This is a genomic window from Prevotella sp. (genome assembly GCF_036570325.1).
Lineage (GTDB): Bacteria > Bacteroidota > Bacteroidia > Bacteroidales > Bacteroidaceae > Prevotella.
Genome location: NZ_DATCYK010000056.1, coordinates 577,570 through 599,337, shown reverse-complemented (window position 1 = coordinate 599,337; position 21,768 = coordinate 577,570). Strand labels below are relative to the sequence as shown.

General features: G+C 40.2%; 21 protein-coding genes. 16 read left to right on the top strand and 5 right to left on the bottom strand.

The features are described 5' to 3' along the window. Window positions 1–64: 64 nt before the first annotated feature. The 3 genes from VIR50_RS06655 to VIR50_RS06645 all read right to left on the bottom strand — a co-directional run bounded on the left by VIR50_RS06655 (window position 65) and on the right by VIR50_RS06645 (window position 1,678). Entirely contained in the window at window positions 65–370 is a 306-nt protein-coding gene (locus VIR50_RS06655; protein ID WP_331934353.1) for a DUF4298 domain-containing protein, read from the bottom strand. A gap of 52 nt (window positions 371–422) precedes the next feature. After that, a complete protein-coding gene (locus VIR50_RS06650; RefSeq protein ID WP_331934352.1) occupies window positions 423–1,019 on the bottom strand; it encodes a hypothetical protein in 597 nt (198 codons plus the stop codon). A 71-nt stretch (window positions 1,020–1,090) separates the two neighbouring features. Further along, window positions 1,091–1,678, bottom strand: coding sequence for a YcxB family protein (locus tag VIR50_RS06645; protein WP_331934351.1), 588 nt, complete (start codon window positions 1,676–1,678; stop codon window positions 1,091–1,093). Between the two features lie 244 nt (window positions 1,679–1,922). Here VIR50_RS06645 and VIR50_RS06640 point away from each other — a divergent pair, with 244 nt between their 5' ends. The 15 genes from VIR50_RS06640 (at window position 1,923) to VIR50_RS06570 (ending at window position 19,177) form a co-directional block, all read left to right on the top strand. After that, window positions 1,923–2,372: a hypothetical protein gene (locus VIR50_RS06640; protein WP_331934350.1), complete on the top strand. Its 450-nt coding sequence runs from the start codon at window positions 1,923–1,925 to the stop codon at window positions 2,370–2,372. 733 nt (window positions 2,373–3,105) lie between these two features. Further along, complete coding sequence (locus VIR50_RS06635) at window positions 3,106–4,620, top strand: Y-family DNA polymerase (RefSeq protein ID WP_331934349.1); 1,515 nt, start codon at window positions 3,106–3,108, stop codon at window positions 4,618–4,620. After that, window positions 4,617–4,817, top strand: coding sequence for a hypothetical protein (locus VIR50_RS06630; RefSeq protein ID WP_331934348.1), 201 nt, complete (start codon window positions 4,617–4,619; stop codon window positions 4,815–4,817). The genes VIR50_RS06635 and VIR50_RS06630 overlap by 4 nt, the downstream gene beginning before the upstream one ends. Before the next feature lie 186 nt (window positions 4,818–5,003). Further along, the gene (locus VIR50_RS06625) at window positions 5,004–5,795 is read left to right on the top strand and encodes an RNA methyltransferase (protein ID WP_331934347.1); all 792 of its coding nucleotides are present in this window, start codon (window positions 5,004–5,006) and stop codon (window positions 5,793–5,795) included. Window positions 5,796–5,835: 40 nt separating this feature from the next. After that, the gene (locus VIR50_RS06620) at window positions 5,836–6,711 is read left to right on the top strand and encodes a hypothetical protein (protein WP_331934346.1); all 876 of its coding nucleotides are present in this window, start codon (window positions 5,836–5,838) and stop codon (window positions 6,709–6,711) included. Further along, entirely contained in the window at window positions 6,677–7,753 is a 1,077-nt protein-coding gene (gene hisB, locus VIR50_RS06615; RefSeq protein ID WP_331934530.1) for a bifunctional histidinol-phosphatase/imidazoleglycerol-phosphate dehydratase HisB, read from the top strand. The genes VIR50_RS06620 and hisB overlap by 35 nt, the downstream gene beginning before the upstream one ends. A gap of 201 nt (window positions 7,754–7,954) precedes the next feature. Next, window positions 7,955–8,272 carry a 50S ribosomal protein L21 gene (rplU, locus tag VIR50_RS06610; RefSeq protein WP_331934345.1) on the top strand — a complete coding sequence of 106 codons (318 nt, stop codon included), beginning with the start codon at window positions 7,955–7,957 and terminating at the stop codon, window positions 8,270–8,272. An 18-nt stretch (window positions 8,273–8,290) separates the two neighbouring features. After that, window positions 8,291–8,578: a 50S ribosomal protein L27 gene (rpmA, locus tag VIR50_RS06605; protein ID WP_331934344.1), complete on the top strand. Its 288-nt coding sequence runs from the start codon at window positions 8,291–8,293 to the stop codon at window positions 8,576–8,578. A gap of 757 nt (window positions 8,579–9,335) precedes the next feature. Beyond that, the gene (gene serS, locus VIR50_RS06600) at window positions 9,336–10,628 is read left to right on the top strand and encodes a serine--tRNA ligase (RefSeq protein WP_331934343.1); all 1,293 of its coding nucleotides are present in this window, start codon (window positions 9,336–9,338) and stop codon (window positions 10,626–10,628) included. A gap of 88 nt (window positions 10,629–10,716) precedes the next feature. Further along, entirely contained in the window at window positions 10,717–13,062 is a 2,346-nt protein-coding gene (locus VIR50_RS06595; RefSeq protein ID WP_331934342.1) for a bifunctional dihydroorotate dehydrogenase B NAD binding subunit/NADPH-dependent glutamate synthase, read from the top strand. Window positions 13,063–13,076: 14 nt separating this feature from the next. Continuing rightward, window positions 13,077–13,445 carry a DMT family protein gene (locus VIR50_RS06590; RefSeq protein ID WP_331934341.1) on the top strand — a complete coding sequence of 123 codons (369 nt, stop codon included), beginning with the start codon at window positions 13,077–13,079 and terminating at the stop codon, window positions 13,443–13,445. A 9-nt stretch (window positions 13,446–13,454) separates the two neighbouring features. Beyond that, window positions 13,455–14,651 (top strand): hypothetical protein, encoded by a 1,197-nt coding sequence (locus tag VIR50_RS06585; protein ID WP_331934340.1) that lies wholly within the window; start codon window positions 13,455–13,457, stop codon window positions 14,649–14,651. Between the two features lie 5 nt (window positions 14,652–14,656). Beyond that, window positions 14,657–15,526: a nucleoside phosphorylase gene (locus VIR50_RS06580; RefSeq protein ID WP_414703533.1), complete on the top strand. Its 870-nt coding sequence runs from the start codon at window positions 14,657–14,659 to the stop codon at window positions 15,524–15,526. Next, window positions 15,526–16,911, top strand: coding sequence for a tRNA uridine-5-carboxymethylaminomethyl(34) synthesis GTPase MnmE (gene mnmE / locus VIR50_RS06575; RefSeq protein WP_331934339.1), 1,386 nt, complete (start codon window positions 15,526–15,528; stop codon window positions 16,909–16,911). Before VIR50_RS06580 ends, mnmE begins: the two co-directional genes overlap by 1 nt. A 208-nt stretch (window positions 16,912–17,119) precedes the next feature. After that, the gene (locus tag VIR50_RS06570; RefSeq protein ID WP_331934338.1) at window positions 17,120–19,177 is read left to right on the top strand and encodes a DUF2075 domain-containing protein; all 2,058 of its coding nucleotides are present in this window, start codon (window positions 17,120–17,122) and stop codon (window positions 19,175–19,177) included. 66 nt (window positions 19,178–19,243) lie between these two features. On the opposite strand, the gene VIR50_RS06565 is transcribed toward VIR50_RS06570, so the two are convergent. Then, on the bottom strand, window positions 19,244–19,849 hold the full coding sequence (locus tag VIR50_RS06565; RefSeq protein ID WP_331934337.1) for a phosphoribosylglycinamide formyltransferase: 606 nt from the start codon (window positions 19,847–19,849) through the stop codon (window positions 19,244–19,246). A gap of 280 nt (window positions 19,850–20,129) precedes the next feature. On the opposite strand from VIR50_RS06565, the gene VIR50_RS06560 reads away from it, so the two are divergent. After that, window positions 20,130–20,732: a glutathione peroxidase gene (locus VIR50_RS06560; RefSeq protein WP_331934336.1), complete on the top strand. Its 603-nt coding sequence runs from the start codon at window positions 20,130–20,132 to the stop codon at window positions 20,730–20,732. A gap of 97 nt (window positions 20,733–20,829) precedes the next feature. Here the strand turns inward: VIR50_RS06560 and VIR50_RS06555 are convergent, their stop codons facing one another. Further along, on the bottom strand, window positions 20,830–21,339 hold the full coding sequence (locus tag VIR50_RS06555) for a nitroreductase family protein (protein WP_331934528.1): 510 nt from the start codon (window positions 21,337–21,339) through the stop codon (window positions 20,830–20,832). Window positions 21,340–21,768 lie beyond the last annotated feature (429 nt).

Below are 21,768 nucleotides of genomic sequence, written 5' to 3'. Positions count from 1 at the left end.
ATTTTTATTTGTCAATATGTACGAATTCCGTCCATTTCATTATAGACGCAGCCTTTCTATGGCGTCATTGGTGTTTAAAATAGCCGGTAGACAGTTCCAACATCTTTATGGAAGCGCCATAATAGTCTGTCATAAGATTATATATCGCATCTTCAGAAAGCACTCCTCTTTTTAGCTCCTTATCGATAAGTCCTTTCTCTTCGTTTGCCAAATCCTCCTGACGTTGGTCCGAGTAATAATAGTCTATTAACTTATTGAAGTCTTCTTGATTGTCTTTCAGATAATCCAAGAGGGCATTCAGTTCTTGTAGCTTCTTGCTATGGTTATCCAAAATGATTTCCATCACAGTAATATGTTTGTATTTTTGCATGTGGGTTATGTTGTTTTAGGGTTGTTAAATCATAATTTTGTCGGCCTCTTTTCTAATTTTTGGAGATTTTACGATTGCATATAAAATAGTCGGTTACGTCCTTGTCTATGTCATCAAGCGTTATCCCCATCTTTTCCAAATATGAAAGGACAATAGCGTTATTCAAACGTTGATTGGCACGTCTCTGCTTATAAAAGTCCGGATTTTCTATCGGCAATCTCTCTCCTACTTCATAAAAGACCCATTTATCCTCCTTATAGGCTATGACAACTCTGTCCTCTAATGATGCAGTTGCATACTTAAACAGATACAACGGTTCTACGGTCTCATCGGAAAGTGAGCACATTGTGTAGGCACATTTCAAGGTTTGATGAATCACATTACACAAGGTCGCCCGCCCATCTGCCGAATTCGATATAAAAAATAGCTTGCTATGATAGCGCTTCGACTTCCAAAAGCCAAACAAGTTGTCATGATCGCCACCGACATGTTGGGGCATGAAACTATCAAGAGAGAATGGATGAGGGAGAAATTCTGTGGTACTATTGCAGAAATCATCCTTGAACAACTCTTTAACCAAGCCCTTTATATCATCGAAAGAGGCATAATCGAAGATGGAAAAACTTAAATTGTTAAAGTGTATATCCATGTTATGAACATTGAATGAGATTTTATTGAATGTATTTTTATGCCATGAATATCTTTCTAAATGTACTCCTTCTATAGCTTATAATGTTGCTTTACGCCTCTCATAAAGTCGGTAAAGCCTTTGGGAGCCTTGTCTTTTACAACTATTTGGCCTTGTTGTTTAGAGAACATCAGGTAGAAGTTGGTGTCCGTTTCTTCGATACTGAACAGATTTTTATATGCTATGCTATCGCTCCCGGTGTTAGTTTTGACTTTGTAATGGTCTTTCCAAAAACTTAATTGCATTTGTATCCCCGCCAAGATCTTGTTTTGACGATATACCTTCCGTGCGTTTTTATCCACAGCATAAATAGCTTTATAATTATAATAGATTTGCAGGCAGACGAATAAACCTAACAAAATCCATATCTCCATGCTATTCATAAAAAACAAAATTACGATGTAAAAGATATTAAGGAGACTGTACCAGACATTTACGATCACCATGGAACGTTTGCCATGGAAAAACTTGTTTCGAACAAAACGGTTGAATTTAAGAAATTCCTCCTCCGTATGTTGCTCATCAAAAGTAAAGTCAGGTGGTGTCGTTTCCATCTCCTCGCTCCCGTTATCATGCTTGACGAGTGCTTCATTCCTTGTGTTGTCATCAAATTTTGTCATGTTTTCTTCGTTTGAGTTCTTTATTTTGACAGGTATTTTATTTTGCTATCAGGTCGTTACTAAGCCCAATCTAAAGTGTCAATATCCGTGGACTATGCCTCAAAAATACAACTTTTTACAAGAAATTGTAGGTTGATGAGCAATTATTTATCGCAAAACAAGAAAAATAAAACGGTTTCTACGTATTTTTGTGTGCCCCATCTGTGGGCAAACATTCATAGAAGCAAACCTTCAATCATTCATTATGGCAAAAATATATTTGGCAAGTAGCTGGCGCAATGCGTCACAACAACACTACGTAAGATTATTAAGAGCAGCGGGACATGAGGTGTACGACTTTGAGCATGCTAGCTATTCCGATGATAATAGCGCTGCGGAGGCAGCCGGTTTCAAGTGGAGCGATGTTGACAAGGATTACACTTCATGGACCGTCAAGGACTACCAGCGCGGGTTGGGTCATTCTATTGCCGCAGCAGGGTTCCAACGTGACATCGACGCCATGCAGTGGGCAGACACCTGCGTGTTGCTTTTGCCCTGCGGACGGTCGGCTCATTCGGAGGCCGGATGGATGAAAGGAGCCGGTAAGCGGGTATTAGTAATGGTAGAGAAGCTCGAGGAAGCCGAGCTGATGTATCGATTGTTCGACGCTGTTTGTGGCACGGAAGAAGAATTATTACAACTTTTGAATCCTTAAACGTCCCAAAACTTTTACGGAAATCCGTGGCGTTTTCTTTATGAATGTTCTTTACAAAAGCTATAACTATAGCCTTTTGTAAAGTATAAAGTTAAAGAATGGTGTGAAAAATCTCCATTCTTTGTTTGTTTGTAATTCATTTATAATCAATGCTTTAATAAAATATTAACAAACGAGAACCTTGCGCTTGACGCGCTAAAGCAGTGCTATTGCCCTGCAAGAGCCGTGCTTTCACGAGTCCAAAGTTGTCTTTTAGCTTCCTCAAAAGGTAGCTTTGAGTTTGTGAAAATGCCATCATCAGATAAAACACGAGGATTTTTGATTGAATGGGAGTAAATATGGGGTGCGATTGAAGTTAATTGATGTACTTTCTAACACAATTTTTCGGGCAAAAAACTGTACAAAACTTATTTTGTAAAATCTATCATTCATCGCTGTAAAATTATTTTAGCTAATGTTTAAAACGTTTCACGTAACTTGTTGATTATGCAGGGTGAGATTGTCAAATCATGTTCTTCAAGTCTTATCGGCAGTCCCTTTCAGGGTATTTCCCCGACTCTTGGGATTTATAAAATCTATGTTTTTAGGCGGCTCTATGCCGATAAGGAAAACTGTTTATTTCGATAATTCTTTCCTAAGAGTTTGATTGTTAAAGATTACAAAAAGCTCTTTTGTGATGGCGGTTGTTCAGATACTTTTCCGTAATCTTGCATGCCGACTGATAACAACCGTCATGACAATCCAACAGCAACAACGAACTTACATCGCCATCGACTTAAAATCATTTTATGCTTCGGTAGAATGTGTAGACAGAGGGCTTGACCCGCTGACCACCAATCTTGTGGTTGCCGATGTCAGTCGTACGGAGAAAACTATTTGCTTGGCCGTCTCTCCATCGTTGAAAGCCTATGGCATAGGTGGCCGTGCCCGCCTATTCGAGGTGGTCAGGAGGGTGCGTGATGTCAATGAAGAGCGCAGGCGGCTGGCCGGATTCAGGATGGTGGGCAAGTCGATCAGTGACCCTGAACTGAAAGCCCATCCCGAACTTGAACTCGATTATATTGCGGCACCACCGCAGATGGCCCATTATATAGAGGTGAGCACGAAGATTTACAGAACTTATCTAAAGTATATAGCCCCGGAGGACATCCACGTTTACAGCATTGACGAGGTATTCATAGACGTTACGCCCTATCTTGAGAGCTATCGACTGACACCTCACGAATTGGCGCTGAAGATGATTCGTGATGTGCTGAAGACCACGGGCATTACGGCAACTGCCGGCATTGGCACGAATCTTTACCTTGCTAAAGTGGCCATGGACATTGTTGCGAAGCACATACCACCCGATAAGGATGGCGTGCGTATAGCCGAGTTGGACGAAATGACCTATCGAAAAAAGCTGTGGAACTACCGACCTATCACCAAATTTTGGCGTGTGGGGCGTGGCATAGCGGCCAAGCTGGCCCCTTATGGCATTGATACGATGGGAAAGATAGCACGCTTGTCCGAACAGAACGAAGGGCTACTCTATCGTCTTTTTGGGGTTAACGCCGAATTATTGATTGACCATGCTTGGGGCTGGGAGCCTTGCACGATGGATTACGTGAAGCAGTATAGGCCCGAGTCGAAGTCGTTCAGCAGCGGCCAAGTGCTGCAACATGCTTATGATTGGACGAAAGCACGGGTCGTAGTGCAGGAAATGGCCGACGCCGTGGCGCTTGACCTTGTGGCCAAACGGCTCGTAACCGATCAGCTGATACTCACCGTTGGCTACGACATAGAGAGCTTGGCCCATCCTGAAATACGTGCGAAATATGCGGGACAGATTGCCGCCGATTGGTATGGACGCCCCGTTCCCAAGCATGCCCACGGAACGGCCAATCTCCATCGGCATACTTCCTCGTCACAACTGATTACCCATGCCGTCATGGAGCTATATGATCAAATAGTCAATCCCGATTTTCTTATACGGCGCATTAATCTTACCACCAATCATGTGGTAGAGGAATCATGGGCTGAAAAGCAGACCGGACCTCGGCAGCTTGACTTGTTTACCGATTATGAAGCCTTGGAAAGAAAGCGCCAAAAAGAGCGAGCAACGCTTGAAAAGGAACGCCGCATGCAGGAAGCACGGCTGGCCATCAAGCGCCGTTATGGCAAGAATGCCATTCTACGAGGCTTGAATTTTGAGGATGGAGCGACCGCCCGGGAACGCAATCAACAAATTGGAGGACACAAAGCATGAACGATAACTACGATGACATTATAGATTTGCCCCACCATGTTTCAAAACATCACCCGCCCATGTCTATGGAGAATCGGGCTGCTCAGTTTGCTCCATTCTCGGCATTGCCGGGCTATGAGGACGCCATAGAGGAAGCGACACGACTGAATATTGCCGAAAAGACCATGTGCCCTATGGAAAATTTGGGTGAAGACTGACTTTGTAAATACGATTCTTGCTGTGATTTTTTGCGTCCCAAGGCTTATGACAATGACCACATTAATATATTTTAGGGGAATAACTATTTACCTATTTTATTATTTATATTAACTTTGTAAAATCAATTGCTTGGCAGCCAAGGTGTAAGACCGCGATATGTTTCAAGTTGATTGGATCATGAAGGTATGATAAGTAAAGCTAAAATAAAGTATATTAAATCGTTGGAACAGAAGAAGTTTCGACGTTCTTCGGGGTGCTTTGTGGCCGAAGGTCCCAAGGTTGTTGGCGAACTGCTGGATGTAATGCAGCCTCGGATGGTTGTGGCCGAAAGCTCTTGGCTGACACGCAACGAGGAAAAACTTCAGAAACTCACGAAACAGCCCGGTCAAAATGGCTTTGTAGAAATTGTAGAGGTAGATGAAGAGGAGTTGAGAAAAGTCAGTTTCTTGCAACATCCGCAAGAAGTGCTGGGTGTTTTTACGATTTCCGAGACGCCTGCCGATGATGTTGTCAAGGCTGCAAACAGTGGATTGTCGCTGGCACTTGACGGCGTTCAGGACCCCGGCAACTTGGGAACCATTATCAGAGTGGCCGACTGGTTTGGTATTCGCACCGTTTTTTGCAGTCCGATGACGGCCGATATTTACAGCCCCAAGGCCCTGCAAGCGACTATGGGCAGCGTGGCCAGAGTGCAAACCGTGTATATGGATTTGGCGGAATTGTTCCATAAGATTGACAAGGACCTACCCGTTTACGGAACGTTCCTTGATGGTGACAATATTTATACAACCCCACTTTCTGATAAGGGTATCATCGTGATGGGCAACGAAGGCAATGGCATTTCGGCCCAAACAGCGGCTTTTATCAGTAAGCGCTTGCTGATTCCCAACTATCCCGTGGGCGTTGAGAGTGCTGAAAGTTTGAATGTGGCCATTGCTACGGCATTGACCTGCGCGGAGTTTAGGCGCCGCATGTAAGAAATCATAGTTTTTCCCTTATATAAAACACGATTAGAAAATGGATATAGAATTACAAAATAAAGGGGTGTTAGGCTGTGTTGGCGCAGCGTGGAGCCTGCTCTTGAAAAATAAGAGGCTCATATTCAAGAAGTCGTGGCTTGTGGCTGCGATCTATTCGGTTGTCGTTTCGCTCTTATTTTATGTCTCATTGAAGAGTATAAACAGTGTGGATTTTGTCGTGCGACATCCTTTTATGTTCCTCGTTCTTGTTGCTATTAGTCTTGTATTGCCCATTTTCTTGGATATATGGCTGGAGAGTCGGTTCTTCGGTTGTATCACGGGCGATTATAAGAAGATGTTTAAACGTTGTTTAGCAGTTAATTTATCGTTGTTGGGTACGCTGCTTGTTGTATGTTTAGGTGTCGGTGGTTTATGGCTGGGACTTGGGGCTATGGTTGCCAATAGTTCTGCCGTGGTGCAAACGTTGGTGCATGTTATGGTCATCGGTGTCGTGATAGCACTTGCCTTTTTTATGCTGCCGATTGGTTTTTCCGGCATGAAATACCTATTTGAGGAACCTGTACGCTTAAGCCATATCTTCACAAAATATTACAAGGAAGGCTTTCATTATAAAGGATTTATACTGCTGACAATCTTCGTTTTGTCATTGATTCTGTCGGTAATCTTGTTCATTCTGTGGCTGCCGGGTGTTATCCTGCTATCAGAATACGTATCTAACGTGCAGGGGATGTTGATGGGTGACGCTGATGGATTGCCCTCCTATTTTAGCTTTTTGCTCATAGCGGTGTTGATAGTCCTTCAATTCCTCACTCAATACGCAAAGGCATTTTGCTCCTATACTGCTTATTTTGTATATCTTTCGATTAATAAAAGAAATGATGAAAAAGCAAAAAATACTATTTATAGACCGTGATGGTACGCTCATCGCAGAGCCCGAGGACGAGCAGATTGACTCTTTCAGCAAATTGCGGTTTGTAGATGGCGTGTTTAAAAACTTGCGATTTATTTGTGAGCACCTTGATTTTAAGCTGGTTATGGTCTCTAATCAGGACGGATTGGGTACCCCTTCCTTCCCGGAAGAAACCTTTTGGCCGGTCCATAACTTTATACTGCAAACCTTAGAGGGTGAAGGTGTCAAGTTTGATGATCAGCTTATAGATAATCATTTTCCCGAAGACAATTCGCCCATGCGCAAACCGGGAACCGGAATGCTCACAGAGTATTTGAACAATCCGGCTTATGACATCGCAAACAGTTACGTGATTGGCGATCGTGAAACAGACGCACAATTAGCAGAAAACATAGGATGTAAGGCTTATATCTTAGGCAAGAATGGCATGGACTGGGCAAAAATAGCGGAATTGTTGTTTGCCGGTGAACGTATTACGGAAGTGAGACGAACAACTAAGGAAACCAATATTTATATAAAAGTGAATCTTGATGGTACCGGCCAATGTGATATATCAACGGGCTTGGGCTTCTTTGACCACATGCTGGAACAAATAGGCAAGCACGGCATGATGGACCTGACAATTCATACCAATGGTGACTTAAATGTGGATGAGCACCATACCATAGAAGATACTGCCCTCGCTTTGGGTCAATGTATCTTGGAAGCACTGGGCGATAAACGAGGTATAGAGCGCTATGGTTATTGCCTTCCCATGGATGATTGCTTGTGTCAGGTGGCTTTAGATTTTGGTGGAAGGCCTTGGCTCGTATGGGATGCCGAGTTTAAACGTGAGCGGATAGGTGAAATGCCCACGGAAATGTTTCTGCATTTCTTCAAAAGTTTGAGTGACGCCGCGAAGATGAATTTGAATATAAAGGCAGAAGGCACGAATGAACACCACAAGATTGAGGGAATCTTCAAAACCTTGGCACGTTCGTTAAAGATGGCTGTAAGGCGGGATGTGTACCATTTTAATCTCCCTTCAACCAAAGGACTTCTTTAAAAGAAGATCAGAACTATAAAATAACCTCAATTTATTAACATTATTAGTTAATGTTCTTTAATTTAGAAAGGATGATAAATTGTCAGGCAATAAAATAGTATAGTTTTTAGTAATTTTGCAGCCGATTTAGTCCGTTAAGGCTTAAAAAAGCGTTGACCTAATGTCAAACGCCTTGCGGAAAAACCGTTTATATTAATAATAATGTACGCAATTGTAGAAATTAACGGTCAGCAGTTCAAGGCTGAAGAGGGCAAGAAACTCTTCGTGCACCACATTAAGGATGCAGAAGCTGGCAAGACTGTTGAATTTGACAAAGTCCTTCTCGTAGACAATGAAGGTGCTGTCACAGTTGGTGCACCTACTGTAAGTGGCGCAAAAGTAGTAGTAGAGGTTGTGAACCCACTCGTTAAGGGTGAAAAAGTCATCGTTTTCAAGATGAAGCGTCGTAAGGACTATCGTAAGAAGAATGGTCATCGTCAGCAGTTCACAGAAGTAACAGTTAAATCAGTAATCGCTTAAACGTAGGAGGAACAAGAAATGGCACATAAAAAAGGTGTAGGTAGTTCTAAGAACGGCCGTGAATCCGCTTCACAAAGATTAGGCGTTAAGATTTGGGGTGGTCAGAAAATCGTAGCCGGTAACATTATCGTTCGCCAGCGTGGTAACAAGCACTATCCCGGTGTGAATGTAGCTCAGGGTAAAGATGATACCTTGTATGCTTTGACTGATGGTGTAGTTTACTTCCACAAGGGTAAATTCAATAAGAGCACCGTTTCTGTACTTTCACCAGAAGCTTACGCTGCCAAGACCAACGTCGAGGCTTAAACCAAAAAACAACTTATTCCAAACAAACATAGAAGCCTGCTCTATTTTAGAGTGGGCTTCTACTCTATTATGGATTTAAGAGCTAAGTTTTTATTCTTTCATACAGTCTGTTGTTCATCTTTTTCATATATTTATAAGCATATATTATTGTAAGAGCAGTACAATCAAATATTACTCTATGAAATTCATTTTTCTATAATGCTGAATCTGTTTAGTTGCATTGTCTATTTATTAGAACTGTCTTTGGTAAACATATTTGTGCCTATTCCTCATAAATGATTTGTCGTTTGGACTTTTATTTTTTAGGCAGTATCGTCATTTTATTTATAGCTCAAGTGGTAAGTATGCTTATTGCTTTATGCTTTAACAATCCAAAACTTAGGATTATTTCCTTAATAAACATACTCTTCTTTTGGGCAGAAACCTTTGATATAATACCGTATAGAAGCATTGTTTACTGTATTATCTCCACACTTACTTTCTGCTTGTATCTCCTACTTTTAAATCGATATATTTTCACAAATGATTAAAAGGAGGAATAATTGAAATGGCCCTGTTCAGGCAATAGGCTCTTTTCTGAGAAAAACTGTTGAAGAATAAGCCTTTATTAACCTCTTACTATTTTTGTTGCAATCAAAAAATATTGTATCTTTGCATATTGTATAGCTGTAAACTTCTCTTGAAATAAACTTTTTAACCGGGAATTTCAGCCATTCATTTTATAATTAGAAAATAATTTATAAATACAATATTTGTTATGCTTACATTAAAACTCATCAATGAGGAGACCGAACGTGTAATTAAAGGTCTTGAGAAAAAGCATTTTAAGGGTGCCCACGAAGCTGTAGAAAAAGTTTTGGAATATGATAAAATCCGTCGTGAAACCCAACAAAAACTTGACGCCGGCAAGCAGCAAGCTAATCAGATTTCAAAACAAATCGGCGCTTTCATGGCTCAAGGTAAGACAGAAGAAGCCAATGCCATCAAGGAGCAAGTTGCAGAATTAAAGGCTTCAAGCAAAGCTTTAGAAGAAATATTAGGCAAGGCTGAGCAGGATTTGACTGAATTACTTTGCCAAATTCCTAATCTTCCTTATGACGAAGTACCTGAGGGAAGCGATGCGTCAAGCAACGTGGTTGTTAAAGAAGGTGGTATTAAACCCGAGTTGGCAGCTGGTGCTTTGTGTCATTGGGATTTATTGAAAAAGTATAATCTTGTAGACTTTGATTTAGGTGTTAAGATCACCGGTGCAGGTTTCCCTATTTATGTTGGTAAGATGGCACGTTTTCAACGTGCACTAGAGGCTTTCTTCTTGGACGAGGCACGTAAGGCTGGATATTTGGAAATACAACCTCCTTATGTTGTGAATGAAGCATCGGGATATGGAACTGGCCAGCTACCAGACAAAGAAGGACAGATGTACCATGCCAATATGGATAATTTATTCCTTATTCCAACGGCTGAAGTTCCTGTGACAAATATTTTCCGTGATGTGATTCTTGATGAAAAGGAACTACCTATCAAGCGTTGTGCATATTCAGCTTGTTTCCGTAGAGAGGCTGGTAGCTATGGCAAGGATGTACGTGGTTTGAACAGACTTCACCAATTTGATAAGGTGGAGATTGTAAGAATTGATACTCCACAGCACTCTCAAGAAAGTCTGAAAGAGATGTTGAATCATGTAGAGAACCTGCTTCAGAAATTGGAATTGCCCTATCATATCCTACAGCTGTGCGGTGGTGACATGAGTTTTACATCGGCTATCTGCTACGATTTTGAAACATGGAGTGCTGCTCAAGGCCGTTGGTTAGAGGTTTCCTCTGTATCTAACTTTGACAGTTATCAGGCAAACCGCTTGAAATGTCGCTATCGTCATAGCGATGATAAGAAGATAGAACTTTGTCATACGCTGAATGGTTCTGCGCTGGCTTTGCCGAGAATCGTTGCGACCATCATCGAAAACAATCAGACAGAAGAAGGTATTAGAGTTCCGAAAGTGCTGGTACCTTACTGTAGCTTTGAAATTCTTGACGACAAGAATTTTGATTAATTAGAGAGCACCCTCTATCCATTTTGAACCATTAGACTATTTTCTTCCATACCTTAGGAAGGAGATAGTCTACTTAAATTAATCTTCCATGTATAAAATCGTCCATAAAGTTCAATTTTCCGAGAATGTTTTTCGCTTTGATATAGAGGCTCCTCTTATCGCAAAAAGCCGAAAGGCTGGTAATTTTGTCATCGTTCGTGTAGACAAAAATAGTGAACGAATGCCTCTAACCATCGCTGATGCGAATATGAAGGAAGGAACTATAACGCTGGTGGTGCAGCGGGTTGGCCTTTCGTCTACCAAGTTATGCGACAAGATGGAGGGCGAAACTATTGCTGATATAGTAGGACCATTGGGAAATCCTACACACATTGAGAACTTTGGTACGGTTATATGTGCGGGGGGCGGTGTAGGTGTTGCTCCTATGTTGCCTATCATCAAAGCGCTGAAGAACGCAGGCAATAGAGTTCTTTCGGTATTGGCAGGAAGAAATAAGGACTTAATTATCATGGAAAATGAAGTGCGTGCCAGTTCTGATGAAACGATCATTATGACAGATGATGGCTCGTATGGAGAGAAAGGTGTCGTAACAGTGGGCATAGAGAAACTCATCAATCAGGAGCACATTGATAAAGTTTTTGCGATAGGCCCTCCTATCATGATGAAATTTTGCTGCTTGCTGACCAAAAAATATAACATTCCTACAGATGTGTCTTTGAACACTATCATGGTTGATGGTACGGGGATGTGCGGTGCATGCCGACTGACGATTGGTGGAAAGACCAAGTTTGTTTGCATTGATGGCCCGGAGTTTGACGGATTCCAAGTAGATTGGGATGAAATGTTCAAGCGAATGGGGACATTTAAAGCAGCAGAGAAGGATGAAATGGAGCATTATCAAGATCATTTGCTGTTGGTTGAAAATCAAGAGACATCAATTGGTACCGATGTTGTAATGGATGTTTCACCTACGGATGATTCTATAGAAATCCTTACAGACCGTAATTCTGAGTGGCGACAAACCCTGCGGAAGAGTCTAAAACCCAAAGAGCGCACAGCTATAAGGCGAGTATCTATGCCTGAATTGGATCCGGCTTACCGTGCAACAACTCGATTAGAAGAGGTTAATCGTGGATTGACAAAAGAAATGGCAATGACAGAAGCCAAACGTTGTTTGGATTGTGCTAAGCCCACTTGCGTGGAAGGGTGCCCTGTCAATATCAATATTCCTTCGTTCATAAAAAACATAGAGCGGGGCCAATTCTTGGCTGCGGCTAAAGTTTTAAAGAATACTTCTGCCTTGCCGGCTGTTTGTGGCCGTGTTTGTCCTCAGGAAAAACAATGCGAAAGCAAATGTATTCATTTGAAAATGAATGAAGAGGCTGTTGCAATTGGCTATTTGGAGCGCTTTGCTGCAGACTTTGAACGTGAAAGCGGACAAGCTGTTATACCTGAAATCAGCAAGAGAAATGGTGTGAAGGTTGCGGTTGTAGGTTCTGGTCCTGCAGGGTTAAGTTTTGCAGGTGACATGGCTAAGCGAGGATTTGATGTATATGTATTTGAAGCACTCCATGAAATTGGTGGCGTATTAAAGTATGGTATTCCTGAATTTCGCTTGCCAAATAGAATTGTAGATGTAGAAATAGAGAATCTGCGTAAGCTTGGTGTCCACTTCCAAACAGATATAATCGTTGGCAAGACAATATCTGTAAAGGAGCTTGAAGATAAGGGCTTTAGGGGGATTTTTGTCGGTTCAGGTGCCGGATTGCCTAATTTCATGAATATTCCCGGTGAAAATGCGTTGAATATCATGTCTTCCAATGAATACTTAACACGTGTAAATCTTATGGATGCAGCCAATCCAAGAACCGACACACCTATTAATTTGGGCAAGAAAGTTGTTGTTGTTGGCGGTGGAAATACAGCGATGGACTCGTGTAGAACGGCGAAGCGCTTAGGAGCAGATGTAACTCTTGTTTATCGTAGATCAGAAGTGGAAATGCCGGCACGACTGGAAGAAGTAAAACATGCAAAAGAAGAAGGTATTAAGTTCATGACCCTCCACAATCCTAAGGAATATCTTGCAGATGAGAATGGAGCAGTAAAAGCTGTTATCTTAGATATTATGGAGTTAGGAACTCCTGACGCATCAGGCCGTTGTCGTCCGGAATCGACTGGGCAAACTGTAACCATCGGCTGTGACCAAGTAATTGTTGCTGTTGGTGTAAGTCCTAATCCCTTAGTTCCCCAAAGTATTGAGGGATTAGAATTAGGGAGAAAGAATACGATTGTCGTTAGCGAAGATATGCGAAGTTCCAGAGAAAATATTTATGCTGGTGGTGACATTGTTAGAGGAGGTGCCACTGTTATCTTGGCTATGGGTGATGGAAGAAGAGCTGCCGCAAGTATGGCTAAGGCGCTAGAAACGGCATAGAAGTATCATATTTTATGAGTGGAATTTATACAATATCGCTACTTGTCTTTAGCAATATATTTATGACATTGGCTTGGTATGGCCATCTGAAACTGCAACAGACTGGCGTTAGCAGCCATTGGCCATTATGGGGAGTCATTGCTTTTTCATGGATGATTGCTTTTTTTGAGTATTGTTGCCAAGTTCCCGCTAACAGAATAGGTTTTGAAGGCAATGGTGGCCCCTACTCTTTAGTTCAACTGAAAGTGATCCAAGAGTGTATTTCATTAGTTGTTTTTATGGCAATAGCTGGGTTCTTGTTTCAAAAAGAGACCATCCATTGGAATCATATAGCAGCTTTTGCATGTATAGTTGGTGCTGTTTATTTCACTTTTCTAAAGTAAAATTTCAATATGAAAAGAAATATAACCATATTTATATTAGCTTTCTTGGTATTTTTCAATGGATTTGCCCAGCGTAAAGCGGTTTCAAATAAACGTTTTCGGAAGGGTAATTCTACTAAAGAGAAAATAGCGACAAGCAATAAACAAACAAGTAATAAGTCGGATAAAAACTTATTACCCAAGGAACTATTGGCCTCCACAGCTAAGTTGATGTTTATAGATAGCATGGTTGTATCGAAAGAAGAATTTTATAAATATATTCCAACTGATAAAGAGTTAGGAGCTATAATTTATTCGGATAGTGACGTGCCGGTAGCTCCAATAGGAGGAATTGGGTTCTTGAATGGTATGAATGATCAATATCTTTTTACTCAAGGCGATTCTTTGTCTCTATCAATCTATGCATCAAATAAGTTAGATAAGGAATGGTCGCAGCCTAAGCGAATAGAAGAGATAAGCAAACTGTCAAGATTTGCTATCAACCCATATCAACTCTTTGATGGCGCTACCCTATTTTTTGCGGCAAAGACTCCACAAACTTTGGGCGAATATGACATATTCATGACGCGCTACAAACGTGAAGATGGTTCCTATTTCGCACCAGAGAATTATGGCTTGCCTTTTAATTCAACAGCGAATGACTATCTTCTTGCCATTGATGAAGTCAACTCTTTGGGATGGCTGGTTACTGACCGACGCCAACCTGAAGGACAAGTTTGCATTTACACTTTTGTTCCTACACATGTTCGTAAGACATTTGAAGGAGATAATTTAACGGATAGTGAGCTCTATAATTTTGCGACTATCAATAAAATTTCAGACACATGGAAATTTGGCGATAGAGAAGCTGCTATGAGACGATTAGAGAATCTGAAGGCAAGACAAGGTAAACTTCTGCAAACAACATCAGTTAAAAATGTCTTTACAATCAATGACAATTTGCAATATAGGAGCATTTCTGACTTTAGAAGTGCCAAGAGCAGAAAGTTATTCGAGGACTATCAAGAAGCGTTTGATAAAAAAAATAAGCTCAGCGAGAAGTTACAAGCGCTTCGAAATAGTTATAAACTTGCGACTGTAGATGCAAGAATACGCATGACAAATGAGATATTACAAATAGAAAAAGAATATATAACATTAACAGAATATATCAATAAGATACACAAAAGTGTTCTTATAGAAGAAAACAATCTAATTAACAATTAAGTATCATGAGTTTTTATCCAGAATCAGAATTAATTATCAACGGTGATGGTAGTATCTTTCACTTGCATTTGAAGCCCGAACAATTAGCAGATAACATTATCCTTGTTGGTGATCCCGGACGAGTACCATTGGTTGCATCACATTTTTCAGAAATAGAATGTGAAGTAACGAGTAGAGAATTTCATACCATTACGGGTGTTTATAAAGGCAAGCGCATAACTGTGCAGAGTACAGGTATCGGATGTGATAATATTGATATTGTACTCAATGAGATGGATGCGTTGGCCAATATCGATTTTGCCACACGCACAACAAAAGAAAAATTAAGGTCACTGGCCTTCATAAGAATTGGTACATGCGGAGGTCTGCAAGAATATACACCCACTGGAACTTATGTAGCCAGTGAGAAGAGTATCGGCTTTGACGGTTTGCTGAATTTCTATGCTGGTCGTGATGAAATATGTGACCTTGATTTTGAAAAAGCCTTTAAGTCACAAGTAAAGTGGAATGACCAAATAGGTAATCCTTATGTTGTTGATAACGATACCGAACTTCTCAATCGTATCGCAGGCGATGACATGGTTAGAGGTGTTACAATTTCATGTGGAGGCTTTTTTGGTCCACAAGGTCGTAAACTGCGCTTGCCGTTGGCTGATCCTGAATTGAACCAAAAAATCGAAGAATTTGCTTATGGGAAACTCAATGTAACGAACTTTGAAATGGAGAGTTCTGCATTGGCCGGCCTGAGTAAGTTAATGGGACATAAGGCGTTAACTTGCTGTATGGTAATAGCAAACAGAAGAGTTAAGGAAGCAAATACTGGCTATAAAAATTCTATAGACGGATTAATAGAAAAGGTATTGGAGCGCATTTAATGAATAGTGAAACTATCTGTGCATTGGCAACTCCATCAGGTGGAGCCATCGGAATTATACGTGTCAGCGGCAGCGAAGCTATTCGCTGCGTTGACACGTTATTTAGAGCTAAGACAAAGAAGAAACTGTGTGAAGTAAAAGGTGGAACATTTCATTATGGCGACCTCCTAGACCAGCAGGGGCAACTGCTTGATGAAGTTATCGTAAGTGTTTATAAAGCTCCTCATAGTTACACGGGAGAAGATTCTATAGAAATTTCATGCCACGGCTCACAGTATATTTTGAACAAAACCCTACAAGCACTTATTGATGTAGGCTGCAGACAAGCTCTCCCCGGAGAATACACTAAAAGAGCGTATCTTAATGGAAAGATGGATTTAAGTCAGGCTGAAGCTGTTGCTGATTTGATAGGTTCTGCCAATAAAGCATCGCATGAGCTTGCATTAAGTCAGTTGAAAGGACATTTCAGCAGCGAGTTGTCTTTACTACGTGAGCAATTGCTCAAGATAACTTCCCTACTCGAATTAGAACTCGATTTTTCTGATCATGAAGAATTGGAGTTTGCTAACAGAGATGAATTGATGGGCCTTGCCACCAAAATTCATGAGCGTATAGAGACGCTTGCACGCTCTTTTGAAACGGGAAATGCGATGAAGAATGGAATTCCCGTTGCTATTGTGGGAAAAACAAATGTAGGCAAGAGTACTCTTCTCAATAGTCTTCTTCATGAGGAAAAGGCTATCGTGAGCGATATTCATGGAACAACCCGTGATGTAATAGAGGACACGACTATCATTAATGGCATTGCTTTCAGATTTATTGATACGGCAGGTATTCGTAATACGCAGGACCAAATAGAACAGCTTGGTATAGAGCGTGCTTATCAAAAGCTGAATGAAGCCACTATCATTTTGTGGGTTATAGATACATTGCCTACACAAGAGGAAGTTGAAAACATGCTTTCTGCTGCTGAAAATAAGAAATTAATAGTTGTTCATAACAAAATAGATGTTAGTTCCCAAAAGATTTCTTCCGAAGACAGATTAATCAAAGAGACGGTACAAGGGATACAAGAAGCCTATATTTCCGCTAAATATCAGCAGGGAATTAAAGAATTAGAAGAAAAAATATTTGCAGCAGCCAATATTCCTGAAATTACAGAGAACAGCGTTATTGTTACAAGTGCACGGCATTATGAAGCATTAATCCGTTCTGATCAAAGTATCCTTCGGGTGATAGCGGCAATGAATGAAGACCTTAGTGGAGACTTAATAAGCGAAGACCTTCATATTTGTTTAGAACAATTATCTGAAATCACGGGCGGTCAAATAACTCCTAATGAAGTTTTAGGTAATATTTTCCAGCATTTTTGCATTGGGAAATAGAATATATAAAATCTATGATTTATCAAAAATATACTAATGTGCGCTTGCTATTTTAGATATGAAACTTAAACTAAAATACTAAGCTAATAAATATAATAGAATTATTTACCTCAACTCTTTCCCTAAAAATTTTCAGCAAATCTTTGAGATGATTTGTATTATTAGTATTCTTACATACACCCCAATAATCTATTAATAAAATTACAATATGGCATTGGCAAGTAGATGTTTCTATCATTCAACGATAATAGAGTTTCTAAATACTCCAGATGAAATTATATCTTCACATTTATCAAGTGAGCATTTGAAAAGTTTTAATTCACTGGCTGACACACAAAACAAGGCTTGGAATGAAGAAATATCTATATTGAAACGTATTTTACAAGGTAGGAAAGGCTATATTTGTTTTGAATATAATATCCCCCGAATGGGCAAAAGAATAGATGTGATAGTGCTAATTCATGGTATTATATTCATACTTGAATTTAAAGCCTTTAAAGCTGAATATACGCATCAAGATATAATGCAGGTGTGTGATTATGGACTTGATTTAAAAAACTTCCATGAAGAATCTCGTAATAGATTTGTCGTTCCTATTCTCATTAGCACAGGGGCAATTAATGTTTTTAATGAATATAAATGCACAAAAGATAGACTTTTCTTACCCATTTTAGCTAATGTTGATACTATTTCAAATACTATAGACAGTATACTAAATCAATATGCTTACAATAGAGAAGAGGTTATGTCTTCTGACGAAGAATGGGTATTGAGTACTTATTCTCCAACACCTACTATAGTAGAAGCTGCGAGTGCACTCTATCTTAACCACTCTGTAGAGGAAATAGCAAGACATGATTCAGGAGAAAATCTATCTAAAACCAGCAAATTTGTTTCTAAAATTATAGAATACAGTAAACAGAATAATCAGAAGAGTATATGCTTTGTTACTGGTGTTCCCGGAGCTGGTAAGACTTTAGTTGGTTTAAATGTTGCCACAGAGCAATTTAAGAAGAATGAAATCGCTACTTATCTATCAGGAAATTTCCCTCTTGTAGAAGTATTAACAGAAGCCTTAGCACGTGATAAAGTGAAACAGGAACGGCAACAAGGTAATCGTTTTACTAAAGCAAAGGCAAAGAGTGAAGTAAAAACTTTCATTCAAATGATCCATCACTACAGAGATGCATGTCTAGAGGGAACTAAGATTGAAGGCGAACAAGTTATTATTGATAATGATTATTTTGCTCGTATTGAGAATAAAGAAAAACACTATATTCCCCAAGATCATATCGCAATTTTTGATGAATCACAACGCGCATGGACGAAAGAGCAATTAGCTAATTTTATGGCAAGGAAGAAAGGCGTACAGAACTTTCCATATTCAGAACCAGAATACTTAATATCATGTCTTGATAGACACAAAGATTGGGCTGTTATTGTTTGCCTTGTGGGAGGTGGTCAAGAGATTAATACAGGCGAAGCAGGTATCATAGAGTGGATAAAAGCTTTAAATAGAAATTATCCTAATTGGCACGTATACATTTCTGATAAACTCTCTGAAGAAGAATACGGAGCTGGGAAAATAAAAGAGCTACTAAGTAAACGAGAGTATGTAATAACAAATCACAATTTACATCTATCTGTCTCAATGCGCTCATTTAGAGCAGAGAATGTTTCTAATTTCGTCCATTATCTGCTCGAAAGAGATAAAAAGAAGGCTGAAGCTACGTTCGTAAGCCTCGAAAAATACCCTATTTTATTAACAAGAGATATTAACAAAGCTAAAACATGGCTTAAACTTCAGGCCAGAGGGAGTGAAAGATATGGTATTGTAGCTTCTTCAGCCGGCGACAGACTACGTCCAGAAGGGCTTACTGTACGTTTAAAAGCTGATGTTGTTCATTGGTTTTTGGATAATGATTCTGATGTACGTTCTTCATTATTTATGGAAGATATAGCCACAGAATTTGATGTGCAAGGCTTAGAATTAGATTGGTGTTGTGTCGCTTGGGATGGAGATTTCCGCTATTCTGATAACGAATGGGAATATTTTCAATTTAATGGAGGGTTCCGATGGAATCATATAATAAAAGAAGAAAGGAAAATATATCGGAAAAATGCTTATCGTGTACTCTTAACACGTGCTCGTCAAGGCATGATCATATTTGTTCCTAAAGGAGATGCTAACGACCCTACTCGATTGCCAAAGTTTTATGATTCGACCTTCAATTATTTAAAAGAAATAGGGCTAAAAGAGATATAAAAAACGTGAGTTATTAAAAAAGAAGCTACCGATGTTGATTGAAGAAACTGCTGATATTAAAAAATATCACAAAAAACGAGTTTTTACAGTAACCTTCTCTTCTCTCTCCACCACTTCCTCTATCACCTTTGGAAAATATTTCATTTCGAGTTCATGTTCTTTTCGAGCTATATCATCGATGGAATCAGAGGGCAATAAGGGGGTACTATATTGTTCGATAATTTCTCCACCATCACATTCCTCCGTTACCCAATGCACGGTCATGCCGGTTTCCGGCTCACGGGCGGCATGCACAGCCTCATGAACATGGCGACCATACATGCCCTTTCCACCATATTTAGGGAGCAATGAAGGATGAATGTTGATGAGTCTGCGGTGATAAGCGTCAATCAAGAAAGACGGAATCATCTGAAGGAAGCCGGCCAAGACAATGAAATTGATACCATAATCTTTAAGCAACGGCAATAAGAATTGTTCTGTTCGCAATTGCTCTTTCGATATTATTTTCACGTCAACGCCATGCTTTTCAGCCCTGCCAACGACATTAGCCGTCGCCTTATCGCTCACTACTAACGCCACACTGATGGTGGCATGCGATTGAAAATAACGAATAATATTCTCACAATTAGAGCCGTTGCCCGAAGCGAAAATGGCAATTTTGGTTGGTGTCATTGCTTATGTCCTTCTAATTAAGATTGTCTTTATCAAGATAGCTGTTGCAAAAATAGGCAAAATATTCTGTCAAAGCAACTTCTTTCGGCTTTTTCCGAGGGGCGACTTCTTAAACCTCTGTCCACTTATGCCTTGTCGTTAATTTATCATAAAGCAATCAATTGCTTGCTTGTAGCTAAATTACAATTGTATAACTTTGCTATTATAATAATATATAATACCTCTTTCAACTTATTATAGGCATAGATTTAGTAATGTAAATCAATAAATATCGAGACTTATGAGAAAAATATTCATCGCCTTTTTGGCTTTACTCGCCACCACGGTTGTGGCTCAAAACAAGTTATATCGCTACAACGTAACCAATCAAGATGGGGAAACGGTATCGCTATCACAGTATAAGGGAAAGGTACTTCTTATCGTAAATACCGCCACCCGCTGTGGATTTACGCCGCAATACAAGGAGTTAGAGGCGCTTTATGAGAAGTACAAAAAGCAAGGGTTTGAGATTTTAGACTTTCCTTGTAATCAGTTTGGAGGACAGGCACCGGGCAGTGACGAGGAAATTCACCAATTCTGCACAGCCAATTTCGACATTCAATTCCCCCAATTCAGTAAGATTGATGTCAATGGGCCTACCGCCAGCCCACTCTATACATTCTTAAAGAAAAAGCAAGGATTTAAAGGTTTCGACCTCAATACGCCCACCGGGAAGGCCATGGACGCCATGCTTAGGAAGAAAGATGGCGATTATGACAAGAAAGCAGATATAAAATGGAACTTCACAAAGTTCTTAGTCGACCGTAAAGGAAAGGTCATTAAGCGCTTTGAGCCGTCAGATCCCCTCGATGAAAAATCGATAGCAGACCTGCTGGCACAATAATATAGCCCCACTCCAGCCCATTTTCTTAAACAAAAATATAAGCATTAGAGCTGAAATTTGTCATGAATTGGCAAATTCCAGCTCTAATTATATACAGTTAAATCGTCTCTACAATCTCTTCCAAGGCTTTTCGTTTCTTGGGATTTTGCGGACAATCATCCGCTATGTATCCAAGAGGAACGATAGCTACTGCCTCCCATTGCTCCGAGCCAAAGTAGCGATTTATCTTCTCCGTGTCGTAGTTGCACACCCAGCATGTCCCCAATCCACGCTCCGCAGCCGCCAAACATAAATGCTCTGTAACGATACCAAGGTCTATATCGCCGTGAGCTTTTCCATCCGCAGGCCTGATCCAGTTCTCGTTTACGTCCTTTAAGCAGATAATATAGATCGGCGCCGTCTTGAACCAAGGACGGTCGTAGCACTCCCGCAACTTATCTTTCGCATCCTCCGACTTTACTATCAAAAACTTCCAAGGCTGTCTGTTCACAGCCGAGGGAGCCATCCTCATCGCCTCGAAAATATAATCTAAATCCTCCTGCTCTACCGGCTTGTCCTCATATTTTCGGACGGCAAACCTTTGCTTGCATAATTCAAGAAATGTCATCATTTAGTCTTTAGTTTTATATTTATAACATAATATGTCGCGTTTTCATCTTACCTATCCTCTCGCCCACCCTGAGCCATCAAGCCGCAAGAAAGAATCCATCGATCAACTTCCGTGCTCCGACTATTTCCGGAGAACCATGCAAATATACGAAATATTCCTAACGGACACGCAATTCGTATTGAATAAATGAGCCACTGACCATACCCCCTTAGCTCACTATTGCTGTATAAAACCAACTTTTCATGTAAAAAAGTCATTCCCTCCAATTCTTTTTAGAACCCATTTAACTACCACTGAACTGCTTTAACTATCAAAATAAATCTTAATAATAGCAGGATATTCTATCCAAAATAGTTTAAAATAACATCGAAAAGTAATAAAAATCCATGCCAAACCACTACTTTTGCAACACAAAACGTATTAGTA